Origin of the sequence: Thermostichus vulcanus str. 'Rupite', assembly GCF_022848905.1 — a bacterium.
Classification (GTDB): Bacteria; Cyanobacteriota; Cyanobacteriia; order Thermostichales; family Thermostichaceae; genus Thermostichus; species Thermostichus vulcanus_A.
On record NZ_JAFIRA010000019.1, the window covers coordinates 12,648 to 26,091 of the forward strand.

Annotated in this window: 14 protein-coding genes, 1 pseudogene and 1 riboswitch; of the genes and pseudogenes, 12 read left to right on the forward strand and 3 right to left on the reverse strand. The window is 56.5% G+C overall.

The window, feature by feature from the left end:
- Window positions 1-34: 34 nt before the first annotated feature.
- A riboswitch (cyclic di-AMP (ydaO/yuaA leader) is annotated at window positions 35-173 on the reverse strand.
- A gap of 699 nt (window positions 174-872) precedes the next feature.
- Together JX360_RS08765 and mnmG are read left to right on the forward strand one after the other, a co-directional pair.
- Entirely contained in the window at window positions 873-1,691 is an 819-nt protein-coding gene (locus tag JX360_RS08765) for a hypothetical protein (protein ID WP_244350310.1), read from the forward strand.
- 335 nt (window positions 1,692-2,026) lie between these two features.
- Complete coding sequence (mnmG, locus tag JX360_RS08770) at window positions 2,027-3,964, forward strand: tRNA uridine-5-carboxymethylaminomethyl(34) synthesis enzyme MnmG (RefSeq protein ID WP_244350277.1); 1,938 nt, start codon at window positions 2,027-2,029, stop codon at window positions 3,962-3,964.
- Here the strand turns inward: mnmG and tsaD are convergent.
- Window positions 3,885-5,042: a tRNA (adenosine(37)-N6)-threonylcarbamoyltransferase complex transferase subunit TsaD gene (tsaD, locus tag JX360_RS08775; RefSeq protein WP_244350278.1), complete on the reverse strand. Its 1,158-nt coding sequence runs from the start codon at window positions 5,040-5,042 to the stop codon at window positions 3,885-3,887. The genes mnmG and tsaD overlap by 80 nt on opposite strands.
- Window positions 5,043-5,327: 285 nt before the next feature.
- Here tsaD and JX360_RS08780 point away from each other — a divergent pair, with 285 nt between their 5' ends.
- From JX360_RS08780 to JX360_RS08790, 3 genes are all read left to right on the forward strand, one after another.
- Entirely contained in the window at window positions 5,328-5,873 is a 546-nt protein-coding gene (locus JX360_RS08780) for a Photosystem I reaction center subunit III (RefSeq protein WP_244350279.1), read from the forward strand.
- 61 nt (window positions 5,874-5,934) lie between these two features.
- Entirely contained in the window at window positions 5,935-6,054 is a 120-nt protein-coding gene (locus JX360_RS08785) for a photosystem I reaction center subunit IX (protein ID WP_011434365.1), read from the forward strand.
- A 118-nt stretch (window positions 6,055-6,172) separates the two neighbouring features.
- Window positions 6,173-6,658 (forward strand): photosystem I reaction center subunit XI, encoded by a 486-nt coding sequence (locus JX360_RS08790; RefSeq protein ID WP_279611368.1) that lies wholly within the window; start codon window positions 6,173-6,175, stop codon window positions 6,656-6,658.
- A 2-nt stretch (window positions 6,659-6,660) separates the two neighbouring features.
- Here the strand turns inward: JX360_RS08790 and JX360_RS08795 are convergent, their stop codons facing one another.
- Window positions 6,661-6,855 (reverse strand): CsbD family protein, encoded by a 195-nt coding sequence (locus JX360_RS08795; RefSeq protein ID WP_244350280.1) that lies wholly within the window; start codon window positions 6,853-6,855, stop codon window positions 6,661-6,663.
- Between the two features lie 207 nt (window positions 6,856-7,062).
- Between JX360_RS08795 and JX360_RS08800 the strand changes: the two genes are divergently transcribed.
- From JX360_RS08800 to JX360_RS17915, 7 genes and pseudogenes are all read left to right on the forward strand, one after another.
- Window positions 7,063-7,494, forward strand: coding sequence for a ribonuclease III domain-containing protein (locus JX360_RS08800; RefSeq protein ID WP_244350281.1), 432 nt, complete (start codon window positions 7,063-7,065; stop codon window positions 7,492-7,494).
- A gap of 33 nt (window positions 7,495-7,527) precedes the next feature.
- Window positions 7,528-8,652: a 23S rRNA (guanosine(2251)-2'-O)-methyltransferase RlmB gene (gene rlmB, locus JX360_RS08805; RefSeq protein WP_244350282.1), complete on the forward strand. Its 1,125-nt coding sequence runs from the start codon at window positions 7,528-7,530 to the stop codon at window positions 8,650-8,652.
- A 47-nt stretch (window positions 8,653-8,699) separates the two neighbouring features.
- Window positions 8,700-8,957 (forward strand): DUF1816 domain-containing protein, encoded by a 258-nt coding sequence (locus tag JX360_RS08810; protein ID WP_244350283.1) that lies wholly within the window; start codon window positions 8,700-8,702, stop codon window positions 8,955-8,957.
- Entirely contained in the window at window positions 8,957-9,274 is a 318-nt protein-coding gene (locus JX360_RS08815) for a 2Fe-2S iron-sulfur cluster-binding protein (protein WP_244350284.1), read from the forward strand. Before JX360_RS08810 ends, JX360_RS08815 begins: the two co-directional genes overlap by 1 nt.
- 15 nt (window positions 9,275-9,289) lie before the next feature.
- Window positions 9,290-9,508 (forward strand): hypothetical protein, encoded by a 219-nt coding sequence (locus JX360_RS08820; RefSeq protein ID WP_244350285.1) that lies wholly within the window; start codon window positions 9,290-9,292, stop codon window positions 9,506-9,508.
- Window positions 9,509-9,515: 7 nt separating this feature from the next.
- Complete coding sequence (gene thiD / locus JX360_RS08825; protein WP_244350286.1) at window positions 9,516-10,340, forward strand: bifunctional hydroxymethylpyrimidine kinase/phosphomethylpyrimidine kinase; 825 nt, start codon at window positions 9,516-9,518, stop codon at window positions 10,338-10,340.
- A 357-nt stretch (window positions 10,341-10,697) separates the two neighbouring features.
- A pseudogene (locus JX360_RS17915) lies at window positions 10,698-11,067 on the forward strand (helix-turn-helix domain-containing protein); the annotation flags it as partial.
- A 131-nt stretch (window positions 11,068-11,198) separates the two neighbouring features.
- Here JX360_RS17915 and JX360_RS08830 read toward each other — a convergent pair.
- The gene (locus JX360_RS08830; protein ID WP_244350287.1) at window positions 11,199-13,412 is read right to left on the reverse strand and encodes a phosphoketolase family protein; all 2,214 of its coding nucleotides are present in this window, start codon (window positions 13,410-13,412) and stop codon (window positions 11,199-11,201) included.
- Between the last annotated feature and the right edge of the window lie 32 nt (window positions 13,413-13,444).

Below are 13,444 nucleotides of genomic sequence, written 5' to 3' on the forward strand. Positions count from 1 at the left end.
ACGAAATCCCGTCCACAGACGGATCCATCATTCTTTAGCCACCTCTTAATGCCGACGGAGTTAGCTGACGGGCTAGAGCTAAGAGATGCTCTCTCTGGTGTGTGCTCAGAGTAAGCCCCTGGAAATGGTTCCCCCGCTTCTGCACTAGACCAGTGAGTCGGCAGGCTTAGTCGCCCCTAACTCACCTTACAGCCCTTTCGTGGGTTTGCTACAACAACAGTTGTGTCCTTATTCCATATTCTATTTTGTTAAAGAGCACTGGGAATTCCCCCGTGCCAAGTGACTAACGAAAGGGCTGTAACTGATATAGCCAACAGAATTAGGCTGGCTGACATGCAGTTATGGTATCCATGCAGCCTAATGGCTGTCAAGCTGCTGTCACGCACAACAAATTCCCAGCTTCAGGATTTCAAAGCCCTATTCGATTTCGATCTACACATGACTATCCTCATGACTATCCTTGAGATTCAATCTCACCCATGAATTGAGACAGCTATTTTGGATACACACAATACAGTTCCTTCGCTTGTCACCAGGCACAGGATATGTTGCCCAGGGCACTCTTCTGCACTCTTTCAAAGACACAAATATTGCACGAGCATTGTTGTGGGAAACCCGCGCAAGAGCTGTATGGGCAGAGGGTTGTCGAGGATGAGAGATAGCAACTCTTGCTTGTATATGTCTGATGCCTCCCACAAGAGTTCTCTGGCTCATACAAAGCTTATCTGTTCCTCTTGGTTCAGGATGAGATCTAAGGTTAGGCTATTCCCATTCCGGGGTAGCAGGGATCCCTGTGGCACCGACCGGATAAGCAACCTAGCTGTAGGTGAGGTAGAGCTGAGGTGAACGGGAAACTTGTCCGCTTGACTGCTGTGCTATTGCCTGCCATGGCTGCGTTGGCAGCCCCAACCTGGGCAGGAGAGTATTTCACTGAGGAAGTGACCAGTCCCAGCCTGGAGATTATTCACGGTTGGCGGCAGGAAGTGTACGGCATTACGATCACCATTACCAATACCAGCCTGGGATCCTTTCAGGTGCCGTTGGAGATCGACTTGGAGGATCGCGACAGTTGTGAGCGGGCCGACTTGGTGCTGACCAATAATCGCACCATGCCAATGGGATCCTTTCAGGAATGCATTCTCAACATCTTTCCCTACCTGGATAAGTTCATTAACCAAGAGGTATCCAGCATTCGAGTCACCCTGAGTGGGGCTGCCCCTCTTTTGGAGATTCCGGTAGAGGAGTCGGATCGGCTGATCTTGGCACAGGTGGCCAATCAATCACGGGAAGCCTTTGTTTTCTTTCAGCAGGAGCTGGCTCGAGTTTTGGAGCTTCTGCAACAATCGGATCCCGGTTCAAGCGAGACAGCCCAACAGCCACCTTTGCCTGAACCCACCGCAACCCCAGCAGCAGCGGCTGCCAATCCGGGCGATTTTGTTATCGTTGGGCCAATTCGGGAGGAACGGGTGGGTGCCGGTAGCCGCTTAAGTGTGGAGGCCATTAACCGCAGTACCCGCACCGTGTTGAATGCTCAGGCTCGTTTTAGCTTTTACCAGGGAGAAGAGGTGGTCGATACCCGGGTGGTGGGTTTTCAGCCCAGCGACGTGCCTGCTGGAGAACGAGCCTTTGCCAGTGTATTAAAAACGGATGCAAACTGGGATCGCGTCACAGTCACTTTCCAGTGGCAGTAGATTTTGAGCACCTAGAACCTAGGGGCATCTGGAGCTTGGATCCCAGGCGTTTGGTTGGAACTCGATGCGAACGCCTGCTTCCAGGCGACTGGTACGGAGAGTTACCCTCTAGTCAACTTGGGATGGGCAATTCCCTTGCTCAATATGCCCACATTGGATGCCCACATTGGCTGCCTTTCTAGGAGGGTAAAGGGGCGATCAGCGAGCATCCCTGCCTCGCGGTGTACGCCGGTGATAGGCCGATCCTAGCTTTATGGGTCGATGGCTACACTGAATAAGCGGGGCTATAAATTGGGATCCCGCTCCATTCCAGTTTTTTGGTGTTCTTGACATCTATGCTCAGGGTTGGACAAGACAGCATTGATTTTCTCGATCACTACGATGTGGTGGTAGTGGGAGGCGGCCATTCCGGCTGTGAGGCGGCCTTGGCGGCGGCTCGGCTGGGTTGTAATACCCTGATGCTGACCTTGAATCTGGACAAGATTGCCTGGCAACCCTGTAACCCGGCGGTGGGGGGGCCGGCCAAATCCCAGTTGGTGCATGAGATCGATGCCCTCGGTGGCGAGATGGGCAAGATCACTGACCGGACTTATTTGCAAAAACGAGTTCTGAACCGCTCGCGGGGGCCCGCCGTGTGGGCGCTACGGGCGCAAACCGACAAACGAGAATATGCACGGGTGATGCGCTCGGTGGTAGAGACCCAAGCCAACCTGACGATTCGGGAGGGTACGGTTACGGATCTGGTGCTGGGGCGCAACGATGACATTGTCGGGGTCGTCACCCATTTCGGCACCGTGTTTGGCTGCCAAGCGGTGATCCTCACCACCGGCACCTTTCTGGGCGGGCGCATTTGGATTGGTCGTCACTGGCAAGCCGCCGGACGGGCGGGAGAGTTTGCGGTAGAAGGGCTGACGGATACCCTCAACCAACTGGGGTTTGAAACGGATCGCCTGAAAACCGGCACGCCCGCCCGAGTGGATCGCCGCAGTGTGGACTTTTCCGTGATGGAGCGGCAACCGGGGGATCCCGATCTGCGTTGGTTTAGTTTCGATCCGCAGGTGTGGATCCCACGGGAGCAAATGGATTGCCATCTGACCCGCACCACCCCAGAAACCCATCGCATCATTCGGGAAAACCTCCACGAAACCCCCGTCTACGGTGGCTGGGTGGATGCCAAAGGGCCGCGCTACTGCCCCAGCATTGAGGACAAAATTGTCCGGTTTGCCGACAAAGAGAGCCATCAGATCTTTATCGAGCCGGAAGGTCGGGATCTGCCGGAGTTGTATATCCAGGGCTTCTCCACCGGGATGCCGGAGAAAATCCAGATTCAGATGCTGCGCTCCTTGCCCGGCCTAGAAAAGTGCGTTATGTTGCGCCCCGCCTACGCGGTGGAATATGACTATCTACCGGCCACGCAGCTGTACCCAACCCTAATGACCAAACGGGTGCAGGGGTTGTTTTGTGCGGGGCAACTGAACGGCACCACGGGCTATGAAGAAGCGGCGGCCCAGGGGTTATTAGCCGGGATCAACGCTGCTCGCCTGGCTCAGGGCAAGCCTTTGGTGACTCTACCGCGGGAGTCCAGCTATATCGGCACCTTGATTGATGATCTCTGCACCAAAGAGCTGCGGGAACCCTACCGCATGCTCACCAGCCGCTCGGAATATCGCCTCATTCTGCGCTCCGATAATGCTGACCAGCGCTTAACCCCGCTGGGACGGGAATGGGGCTTGATTGATGACCGCCGCTGGGATCTGTTCCAAGCCAAGCAGGCCCGCATCGCCTCAGAAATTCAACGGTTGGAGCAGCAACGGGTGAAAGCCCAGGATCCGGCTGGGATCCACCTCTGCCAACTGACGGGACAAGCCATCAAGGGATCCGCCACCTTGGCGGAATTGTTGCGCCGCAATCAAGTGCATTACCCGGATCTGCTGGAATGGGATCTGGGGGATCCAGGGTTGGATCCCTTTGAGCAAGAAGCTGCCGAAATTGCTGTCAAATACAGCGGTTACATTCAGCGGCAACAAACCCAAATTGAGCAGGTGAGCAAGCAATACCATCGCCCCTTGCCCGCTGATCTGGACTACCAAGCCATCCCCACCCTCTCCAAAGAATCGCGGGATAAGCTGTCCGCGGTTCGCCCTCTGACGCTGGGCCAAGCAGCCCGGATTGGCGGTGTCAACCCAGCCGATATCAATGCTCTGCTGATTTATTTGGAGGTGCAGAAGCAACAAAACCGGGTGATAAGGGATCCCGTTGGGGTGGCTCCCTAAGGGGTGGTGAGCCTGTTGTGCTTGTGAATTGCCCAGTATAGAGGGCAGGGATCCCTTCCAAGGGCAGGCGAGAGGCCACCCCCAAGTCCAAGGAGGAAACTTCCCCCCGCAGCCAGTGGCTTAAGCCAGCCGCACCGATCATGGCCGCATTGTCCGTACACCAAGCCAAGGGTGGAATCACCACCCGCAACCCTTTGGCTACTCCAGCTTCCTTGAGGCGGGATCTCAACTCCCGATTGGCGGCCACTCCTCCCGTCACCAGTAGGGTGGATAAGCCCAAGTGTTCTGCACAGGCCAGCGCTTTTTCGGTGAGTACTCCTGTCAGGCGAGCTTGAAAGCTGGCGGCAATATCGGCAACCGGAAGCGCCTCGCCTTTGGCTTGCAGGTGTTGGGTAAGGCGTAACACAGCGGTTTTAAGGCCGCTGAAACTGGTGTCGAAGGGATGATCCACCTTACCTTCGGGCAGTGGAAAGCGCTGTGGATCCCCCTGTTGGGCCCAGCGGTCGATCTGCGGCCCACCCGGATAGCCCAATCCCAAGAGACGGGCCACCTTATCAAACGCCTCCCCTGCGGCATCATCACGGGTGCGCCCCAGCGTCTCATACTCTCCGTAGTCCTTCATCCAGATCAAGCTGGTGTGCCCGCCAGAAACCAACAGACACAAACAGGGGGGCTGCAAATCCGGTTCCGCCAAAAAACCACTGAAAAGATGCCCCTCAAGATGGTGTACCCCGATTAGGGGTTTGTCGTGTAGCCAAGCCAAGGTTTTTGCCCCCATGAGTCCCACCAACAGGGATCCCACCAAACCAGGGGCACAGGTCACCGCGACAGCATCCACCTCGGCCACACTCAAGTTTGCCTGTTGCAGAGCTGCCTCAAGCACAAACGGTAAGGTCTCCACATGCTGACGGGAAGCCACTTCTGGCACCACCCCCCCATAAGCGGCATGGATCTCGATTTGGCTGGCTACAACCGAGCTGAGCACCCGTGGGGCAAAGCCCTTCTGGGTCGGATCGGCCTCGACCACAGCAACCGCTGTTTCGTCACAACTGGTCTCAAGCGCAAGGATGCGGGGCATGGGTCGGGATCCACCAGAAGCAGGAGAGAGAAAAGGGCTTTCCTTAAGAATTGTGTGAGCTGAAACCCACGATCCGTTGAGGTGAGGCACTCGGGAGTATGATACTAACCGTTTAGTGCCCGTTTCCGCTTCCCAAACAGGTTTTGGCATTGGGGAGTTGGTGCTCTTAAGGCTGACTCATCGGCTCTTAAGAGGACCGGCTCAGCGGGCGAGTACGGATCGACTCTGAACTAGGATCCAACTTCATTCAGATCTTAGCCCCCTACCTCAAGGACACATCCTGCTATGCGAACCTTTTTGAGCCTTCTTCTGGCCCTTTGCATCGCGCTTGGCCTCACCCAATCTGTGCAGGCAGAGCCCTTGATCGGTCTGAAACCTTGCAGCGAAGTTCCCGCTTTTCAGGCCCGCATGGATGAGCGGCTGAGCAGCTTGGAAGACAAGATTGTCAGTGCCAGCCCGGAAATGGCCGCCTTTTACGAGCAAAAATTGGCCCAAACCAGCAAGCGTTTTGAGCGCTACAGCACCCTGCTCTGTGGTGAGGAAGGTTTACCGCACTTGGTTACCGATGGTCGTTTGAATCATGCAGGCGAGTTTCTCATCCCTGGCTTGCTCTTCCTTTACATTGCCGGTTGGCTGGGCTGGGCAGGTCGTTCCTACCTGATTGCCGTGCGGGATGGGGATAACCCTGAGATGAAAGAAAGCTCCATCGACGTGGCCTTGGCCCTGCAATGTTTCCTCACGGCTTTGGCGTGGCCAGTGGTTGCCTTCAAGGAAATTGCCAGTGGCGAGATTCAAGCTCCTGAGGCTTCTGTGCCCATCTCTCCCCGCTGAGGGGCTTTGGCTGAGTTTTCTTTTGTGCATCCCATTCTGATCCAACCCTTGAGAGGCATGTATGGCTGATTTCACCAAGTTTCTGACCACGGCCCCGGTGGCGTTCATCCTGTTCTCCTCTTTCGTCTTCGCGCTGTTCATTGAGATCAATCGCTTCTTCCCCGATATCTTGACCTTCTGATCCGCTTCCTTTGGGATCCCTGTGGGCCAACCCCATTGCCTATAGGGATCCCTGCTCATTGTTGAGATGTTGTTGAGATGGTTTGATCCCCCTTTGCGCTGGACACAGAGTTGCTGACATGGCTGACATGGTTGAACCCAATGCCGATATTGCTCCGCCCAGCGAGGGCTACATCACCGTTCCTGAGGGGGATCCGCAAATTGGCGATCTCTGGACGCCGATCAACCATGCACCTGCCGTCCGCCTGTTGATTGACTGGTTACCGATCAACCGCCCTGGCCTCAGCCCGATTTGGCGTGGGTTGGAAATTGGCATGGCCCATGGCTACTGGTTGGTGGGGCCTTTTGCCAAACTAGGCCCGTTGCGCAATGAACCCACTGCTCTTTTGAGTGGTTTTTTGGGGGCCTGTGGTTTGATCTTGATCATGACTGCCGCCCTTTCCCTTTACGGCACCGTTACCTCCCATCGCAATATCGGCCCCGTGGGGGGATCCCAGTCTTGGAGTGAGTTGGCGGCTGGCTTTTTGGTGGGCAGCATCGGTGGGGCCATCGTCGCCTACTTGTTATTGCTCAACATCGATGTGTTGTTGCCAGGCTTGGGCTAACCCTAATCCATTACCTCATCCACCACATCCTTGATGGATTCTCGGGTATCTTCAACGACTTGGCGGGCGGCTGCTTCCGCTTGTTTGGCCTTATCTTCCAGCTTTTCCCGTTGGTCTCCGGTGAGTTCACCAACAGCCTCCTGGATTTTACCTTCCAGAGTTTTGGCAGTGGTTTCAACGTGCTTTTCAAGGCTCATAAAGTAGGCCCCTCCAGTCGTAGTGCCTTGTTCCTTCGTACAACATGCCACCCCCCTAGCCCAGTGATCCGGATCACCCTTGGGCTGTTTTCGATGGTGAGCATCAGGCTGGTCGAACAGAGGACGCTTGTCCTAGCATAGATTGAATCTTGAAATGAGCCGACGACAGCGATTCTGAATATCTCTACACAATTCTCCCAATCTGCCGTGAACGATTTGCTGTCTGATCCCACTTCAGAAAAGCTCTCTCTGGCTGAGATTCGCCGCTTGCCGCCGGCAGCCTTGGCCTATTTGGGAGATGCCATCTACGAGCTGCATGTGCGTCGCCAGCAGTTATTTCCTCCGGATCGATTGGAGCGTTATCACCAGCAGGTGGTAGGAAGGGTGCGGGGGTCTGCTCAGGCGAAATTGTTGCTGATGTTGTTGCCTCATCTCAACCCTGAAGAGCAGGAAGTGGTTCGTTGGGGGCGCAATGGCTGCGGTCGTCCCCCCCGACATTTACCGTTGGCGGATTATCAAAATGCCAGTGGGTTAGAAACCATCCTCGGCTACCTTTATTTGGTCAACCTGGAGCGGCTAAGGCAAGTCTTGGCTCTTACAGATGTTTTGGCGGAGGCCGTGGCGAAGCAAGAAGGCTAGGATGGTTCTTTGCTCTGCATCCGTTTCGATCTCATGCCCAAGCCCCCTCAGCGCAAACCCTCTCTACAGCTATCCCGTGCTGGCAAACCGCAGCGGCGCGGCGGGCAATCCGGTGGTGCCAGTCGGGTGCAGCGGCCCAAAGGTCGAGATAGACAAGAGAGCTCTCCTCCAGTTCCCAGAGCTGCTGCGGAGGAGGCTCCGCTAAAACCGATTCGCCGTGATTCGGAACGGGAACGGCCCAAACGGGTGATTCGCACGCAACCTGCACGCGAACGCCGTCGGGATCCGATTCCTTCACCCCGAGAGGTTCTGGCAGAGGTTCCCTCGCGTCCTGATCCCCAAGCGACGGTAGCAGACCCAGAACCCGATCAAGAGATCATCTACGGTCGTCAGGCATTGCTGGCGGCTCTGCGGGCCCAATCCACCCTTAACCGGGTTTGGATTCTTTCTCGGTTGCGCTACAGCCCCCAATTTCTGCCCCTCCTGGAAGAGGCCAAGGCGCGGGGTACCGTCATTGACGAAGTTTCGCCACAGCGGTTGAATTTCCTCACGGATGGAGCCAACCATCAGGGGATTGCCGCCCAGGCCACTCCCTACCAGTACATGGAGCTGGAGAGCTTGGTGGAACACAGCCAGCAGGCCGGCCCCAACCCTGTTTTGGTGGTGCTGGACGGGATCCAGGATCCCCACAATTTGGGTGCCATTGCTCGCAGCGTGGAAGCCTTCGGGATGCAGGGGATGGTGATCCCGCAACGACGAGCGGCTGGGGTAACCTCAACCGTGCTGAAGGTGGCTGCCGGCGCCCTCTCCACGTTGCCGGTGGCGCGGGTGGTGAACCTGAATCGAGCCTTGGAATATCTGAAAGAGCAAGGGTTTTGGGTTTATGGCACCGCCAGCCAGGGGGCTGCCCCTGTGTATAGTGCAGATTTTCAACGCCCCATTGCCTTGGTAATCGGCTCAGAAGGGGAAGGGATCAGCCTGCTCACCCAGCGCCATTGTGACCAACTGCTCTCCATTCCCTTGGCAGGCAGAACCGAGAGCTTAAATGCTTCGGTGGCAGCTGGGATTGCCCTCTACGAAATCCACCGACAGCGTTCTCCCCAACAACTGAAACGCACAGAATCTGATACATTCCTCAACAAAGGCAGTAGAATCTAGAGGATTGCAAAAGATGTCGAACGATCATTAACGCCTGTTAATGGGGGATGGATCCCGTGAGCAACCCTTTGGCCAACCTGTTGGATAAGATCCGCGGCTTATCGGTCTGGATTGAGATCACCACCGAAGACTGCACCTACTACTATGGCCCCTTCTCCACTGAGGCAGAAGCCGAGCAGCTCAAAGGTCACTACATTGCCGATTTAAAAGCGGAAGGATCCGAAAAGATCCAGGTCCTGGTGAAGAAAATGCGCCAGCCGGAGTCCCTGACGGTGGCCCGTACTCGTACTGGAGCTCGGTCTTGATGGCAGCCACCGCTTACCAGGTGACGGTTCATCATCGCGGCCAGACTTACCGGTTCACCGCTCCTGCCGATCAGCCAGTTTTGCAGGCGGCCTTTGACCAGGGAGTCGAGCTGCCTTCCTCTTGTCAGGCAGGGGTCTGTACCACTTGTGCGGCACGACTCCGGTCGGGATCTGTCACTCAGCCGGACGCCATGGGCATTGGGCCAGAGCTGAAGGAACAGGGCTTTGTGCTGTTATGTGTAGCCTATGCTACCTCCGATCTGGTGGTGGAAACCGATCAAGAGGATGAGGTTTACCGTCTACAATTTGGTTCCTGAGTCTCTTTCTCTGTTGTGAAGCTGCATTTGCTCCACCTGTCGTTGCCCTTGACTTTACCCCTCCGTGCTGAGCAACTGGAAGACCAGCTCTGTCAACAGGTGAGCCAAGTCCTGGGGCAACCTGCAGAGTTGTTGCGCTGGAGCCTAACTGCGGTCGATGGCGAGCAGGTGTGGGCGGAGGTGGTGGCGACGACACCAGGGGATCCAATTCACCAAAATCCCAGTGAATCTTGAGTTTTCCGTGAGTGAAGCAACTGTAGTAACGGAATTACGTCCTCCCGTCGCTCTGACCATTGCCGGATCCGATAGTGGCGGTGGGGCAGGCATTCAGGCGGATCTGCGCACCTTTGCCTTTCAGCGGGTTCACGGGACAGCGGCGCTCACCTGTGTTACCGCCCAAAATACCCTTGGGGTCAGTCGGGTCGATGCCTTACCCCCAGAGGCGGTGGCTGCTCAAATAGAGGCGGTGGTGGGTGATATCGGCGTGCAGGGGATCAAAACCGGCATGCTGCTAAATCAGGAGATCGTTCAGGAAGTGGCTCACCAAGTGGAGCGATTGGGGCTCAACCCCCTCGTTGTGGATCCGGTGATGGTGTCGCGGACAGGAGCGAAGTTGCTGGCGGAAGAGGCGATTGTGGCGATTCGAGAGCGTTTAATCCCCTTAGCCCAGGTGCTCACGCCCAACCGCTACGAGGCGCAAATCTTGTCCGGCTTGGAGCTGCACTCCCTGGAGGATATGAAAGCGGCTGCGGAACGGATTGGATACCAGGGATCCCCGGCGGTGCTGGTGAAGGGGGGCGGCATGCCGGGGGAGCTGCAGGGGGTGGATGTATGGTTTGATGGGCAGCGATTGGAAGTATTGAAAACGGAGCGGATCCCCACCCGTCACACCCATGGCACCGGCTGTACGCTTTCGGCGGCAATCGCAGCGCAACTGGCTTGGGGGAAGGAGCCTTTCGAGGCGGTTCAACAGGCCAAGCTCTATGTGACGGAAGCGCTGCGTCATCCTCTGGCGATTGGAGCGGGTCAGGGGCCGGTGGGTCATTTCTATCCACTTCTCGGTTAGGTTAGCTAGTCGGCGGGAAGCTCCGTGCTCTCCCGTTGGCGCAGCCTGCCCGCATAGGGGAGTGTCAGGATGAGCTTTAACCGCAAGCAGCCCCGCGCTCTACCCGTTAGGTGTTCGCGTCGCGTGCCGTAGGCATAGCGTCGGGAAGAATTGCGGGTCTGTCGTTCATGGGCTTCAATACCCCCTCGACAGACAAGCTCCGAATGTATTGCCTCAAAACATCGCTTTGGGTTCGCTCCGTAAGACGACAATACTTATCTAAATGTTATCTAAATGCTGTTTTTCTATATCCGAAATCCGAACGGAAAGACTTCTCATGTATCGCAATCCTATCTGTATTTGCATTACAGCAGTACCATGCGAACCGCCTATCAGTACCGACTACGATTAACTCGACAGCAGCAAGCCACGATCGACCGATAGCTTGAACTGTGTCGCAGGCAATACAACTAGGCAATACAACTATCGACTAGCAGAGCGGTTCAACTGGTGGGAGCAGAATCGTTGTGACGTTGCTGCCTGTCCGCTTGTTTGCCATCTGCCAGAACTGAAAGATCGCCCTGACTTTTACTCGCAGAAGCGGGATCTGGTCAACTCGAAAAAGCTGTTTCCAGAGTATGCAGAGATTCCGTCCCATACTTTGCAAGATGTTGTGAGGCGAGTTCACGAAACGTTCGAGTGCTGGCTGGGTGGTGATTGCAAGGGTAGACGTAGTGGCAAGCCTCGATAGCCAAGTCGGACAGGGAAAGAATCCCCTGCCTTGTTGCTACGCAACGCTGACGCGACTAGGCACGGGGAGAATGTCAGTAGAAGGACTAGAAGAGATTAGAGGGGGCTGAAGCCGAGCTCCCCAGCAGACTATCCCCCTCCCAACAACTGCTGGGCCCGCTGCACAAAAGCCTGCGCCGTTAAACCGTTGAAGCCCATTAACTCAGCCGGTGTGGCGGTGGTTTCCCCCCGTTTCCAGCTCAAGAAATCCCGCCGGCCAGCATAGCGCAACATCAGCGGCTCTAGCATCAAACTGGCCCCCCCTGTCACCCCAATTAAGGCATCCCCGGCAAACAGATCCCGAAACGCTGCCTCGGCAAGAAAGGTTCCATCCGGCTGGGCGCAGGTGGCCCAAGCCACATCCTCAGGGCGATACAAACGACGTGGGTTAACCACCGACACGATTCGGGATCCGATCCCTTGTGCGTTCAGCTGCTCAGCCGCCTCAAACACGGGCAGCAGGATCATATCCCCCACCACCGCAAAGACCACCGTTTGGGATCCGGGAAGTTCCTGGAGTACGGTGCAACCCTGTTCCACCGCTTGGCGAGCTTGTTTTAGGGTGGTGCGGATGGGTAGAGGGGTTTTGCTGGCAATGATCGGGATCCCTTTGTTGCAGGTGCCCAAGGCCCACTCGTAGGCGGCTTGCGTACAGTTGGCATCCGGCGGAAAGAGGGGGAAGACATTACCGTTGCGCATCATGGCCGCCAAGTAAGCCTCAATTTCTGGCCGTTGGTGGGTCCAGCCGTTGCGCCCCTGCTCCAACGCCCCAGCCGTATAGAGGGCAATGAGAGAAGGGGTGGGTCGTCGCAATTCCGCCATTGCCTGAGTTACGGTTTGCCAAATCGGGAGGCCATTGATGGCAAACGATTCATAGGAACACCACAGTGCCCGCCCGCCCAAAAGAGCTAGACCCGCCGTCAGCCCGGCACAGGCATCTTCGCTCAGGGGTTCATAGACCTGTCCCTGCGGCTGCTGGTTGTAGAGGGGATCCACGGTGGGGTGAATCACCTTCAGACCCTGGTTGATGTTGGCAATGCCAGACGCTTCGTTCCCATCGGCGTTGGAGACCAAAAAAGCGGGATCCTTTTGCCCCACTTGTACCACCATTGCGCCCATAGCCGTGGTGGAAACCTGTTTATCCCCCAGGGGAAACTCTGTAAGGGTGAGGGATCCCAGCTCCGGTAGGGGGCGGATGGATTCGGTCACCACCACCTTGGCCGCAGGACCTCCTGCTGCTCGTTCACAGTTTTGCCGCACCAACGCCCAAGCCGCCGGAGCCAAGGCCCGTGCCTGTAACGCCGCGACGATGTCCGGGTTATCGAGGGTATGGTGGCCGTAGAGATTGTGGGATTTGGAGCCCTTGGCGTGCACACCGGATCCCTTCAGTTGTTTGAGGATAAACACCGTCAGTGTTCCCCCCATTGCCGACTGGATTGCCCGTTCCATTTCGGTGAGTACCCTCTGGGCAAAGCGGATCCGCCCTTCCCATGAAAACAGGGTGCTATCCACATAAGGGCCGGGCTGCTCGGCATCATCAAACTCCTTGGCATCCACCAACACTACTTCCGCAAAGCCATTGCCCCGCCAGTACTCGGTCATTTGGGCATTGCTGGCTGTGGAAACCATGCTGTGGTGTTCTTGGCTATAGCCATTCCAAACCAGCACGGGTAGAAAGTTGGTGCGCTGGGGAAAGGCGGTGTGGAAGTGGAGCATGGAGCTCATCACATAAGGCTCCCCCAATCCGCCATCGCCAATCGTCACTGGAAAGAGGCAATCCGGGTACAGCAGGGCCCCCGCCATTGCAAAATGTTGTCCCTGACCCAACGGCCCCGCCGGAGCCAGCAAACCGGGAATATAACCGGATAGGTGCCCCAACAACCCCTCCCGCTCCCGGAAGCGGGCCCGCAAATCCGCGACGGTATGAATGCCCATCCCCGCCAGGGATCCATCCAAAAACATGGCGGCATAGAAGCCCGGCGCATGGTGACCGACTTCGGTGGGGATATTCTTATGACCCAAATACACCAAAGCCGCGTAGGCTTCCGCTTGGCTGGCAAACCCGCCCGGATGGCCTGAGGCTTTGCTGGCGGTCATCTGTAGGACCAGGTACCGCAGCGCATCGGCATAGAGCAAGGTTTGATAGGCTGCCGCTCGACTGCTGGGATCCGTCAGCTTGCCGGTGCTGACATCTACCGCAGGGGTCTGGCCCAACTGCTCAAACTCTGGCCAGGGATCCCCGAAGTACTGGATTCCCTCACAAAAGGCCGGGATCTGAGTGGTTGCATCCTGAGCCAGTGTCATCAGAACAGCCTCGCTTGACTCGCGTGAATTTC

Excerpts from the sequence above, each read along its gene's own strand:
- mnmG (WP_244350277.1), top strand. The coding sequence starts at position 2,027 with ATGCTCAGGGTTGGACAAGACAGCATTGATTTTCTCGATCACTACGAT.
- tsaD (WP_244350278.1), bottom strand. The coding sequence starts at position 5,042 with ATGCCCCGCATCCTTGCGCTTGAGACCAGTTGTGACGAAACAGCGGTT.
- JX360_RS08780 (WP_244350279.1), top strand. The coding sequence starts at position 5,328 with ATGCGAACCTTTTTGAGCCTTCTTCTGGCCCTTTGCATCGCGCTTGGC.
- JX360_RS08785 (WP_011434365.1), top strand. The coding sequence starts at position 5,935 with ATGGCTGATTTCACCAAGTTTCTGACCACGGCCCCGGTGGCGTTCATC.
- JX360_RS08790 (WP_279611368.1), top strand. The coding sequence starts at position 6,173 with ATGGCTGACATGGTTGAACCCAATGCCGATATTGCTCCGCCCAGCGAG.
- JX360_RS08795 (WP_244350280.1), bottom strand. The coding sequence starts at position 6,855 with ATGAGCCTTGAAAAGCACGTTGAAACCACTGCCAAAACTCTGGAAGGT.
- rlmB (WP_244350282.1), top strand. The coding sequence starts at position 7,528 with ATGCCCAAGCCCCCTCAGCGCAAACCCTCTCTACAGCTATCCCGTGCT.
- JX360_RS08810 (WP_244350283.1), top strand. The coding sequence starts at position 8,700 with ATGGATCCCGTGAGCAACCCTTTGGCCAACCTGTTGGATAAGATCCGC.
- JX360_RS08815 (WP_244350284.1), top strand. The coding sequence starts at position 8,957 with ATGGCAGCCACCGCTTACCAGGTGACGGTTCATCATCGCGGCCAGACT.
- JX360_RS08830 (WP_244350287.1), bottom strand. The coding sequence starts at position 13,412 with ATGACACTGGCTCAGGATGCAACCACTCAGATCCCGGCCTTTTGTGAG.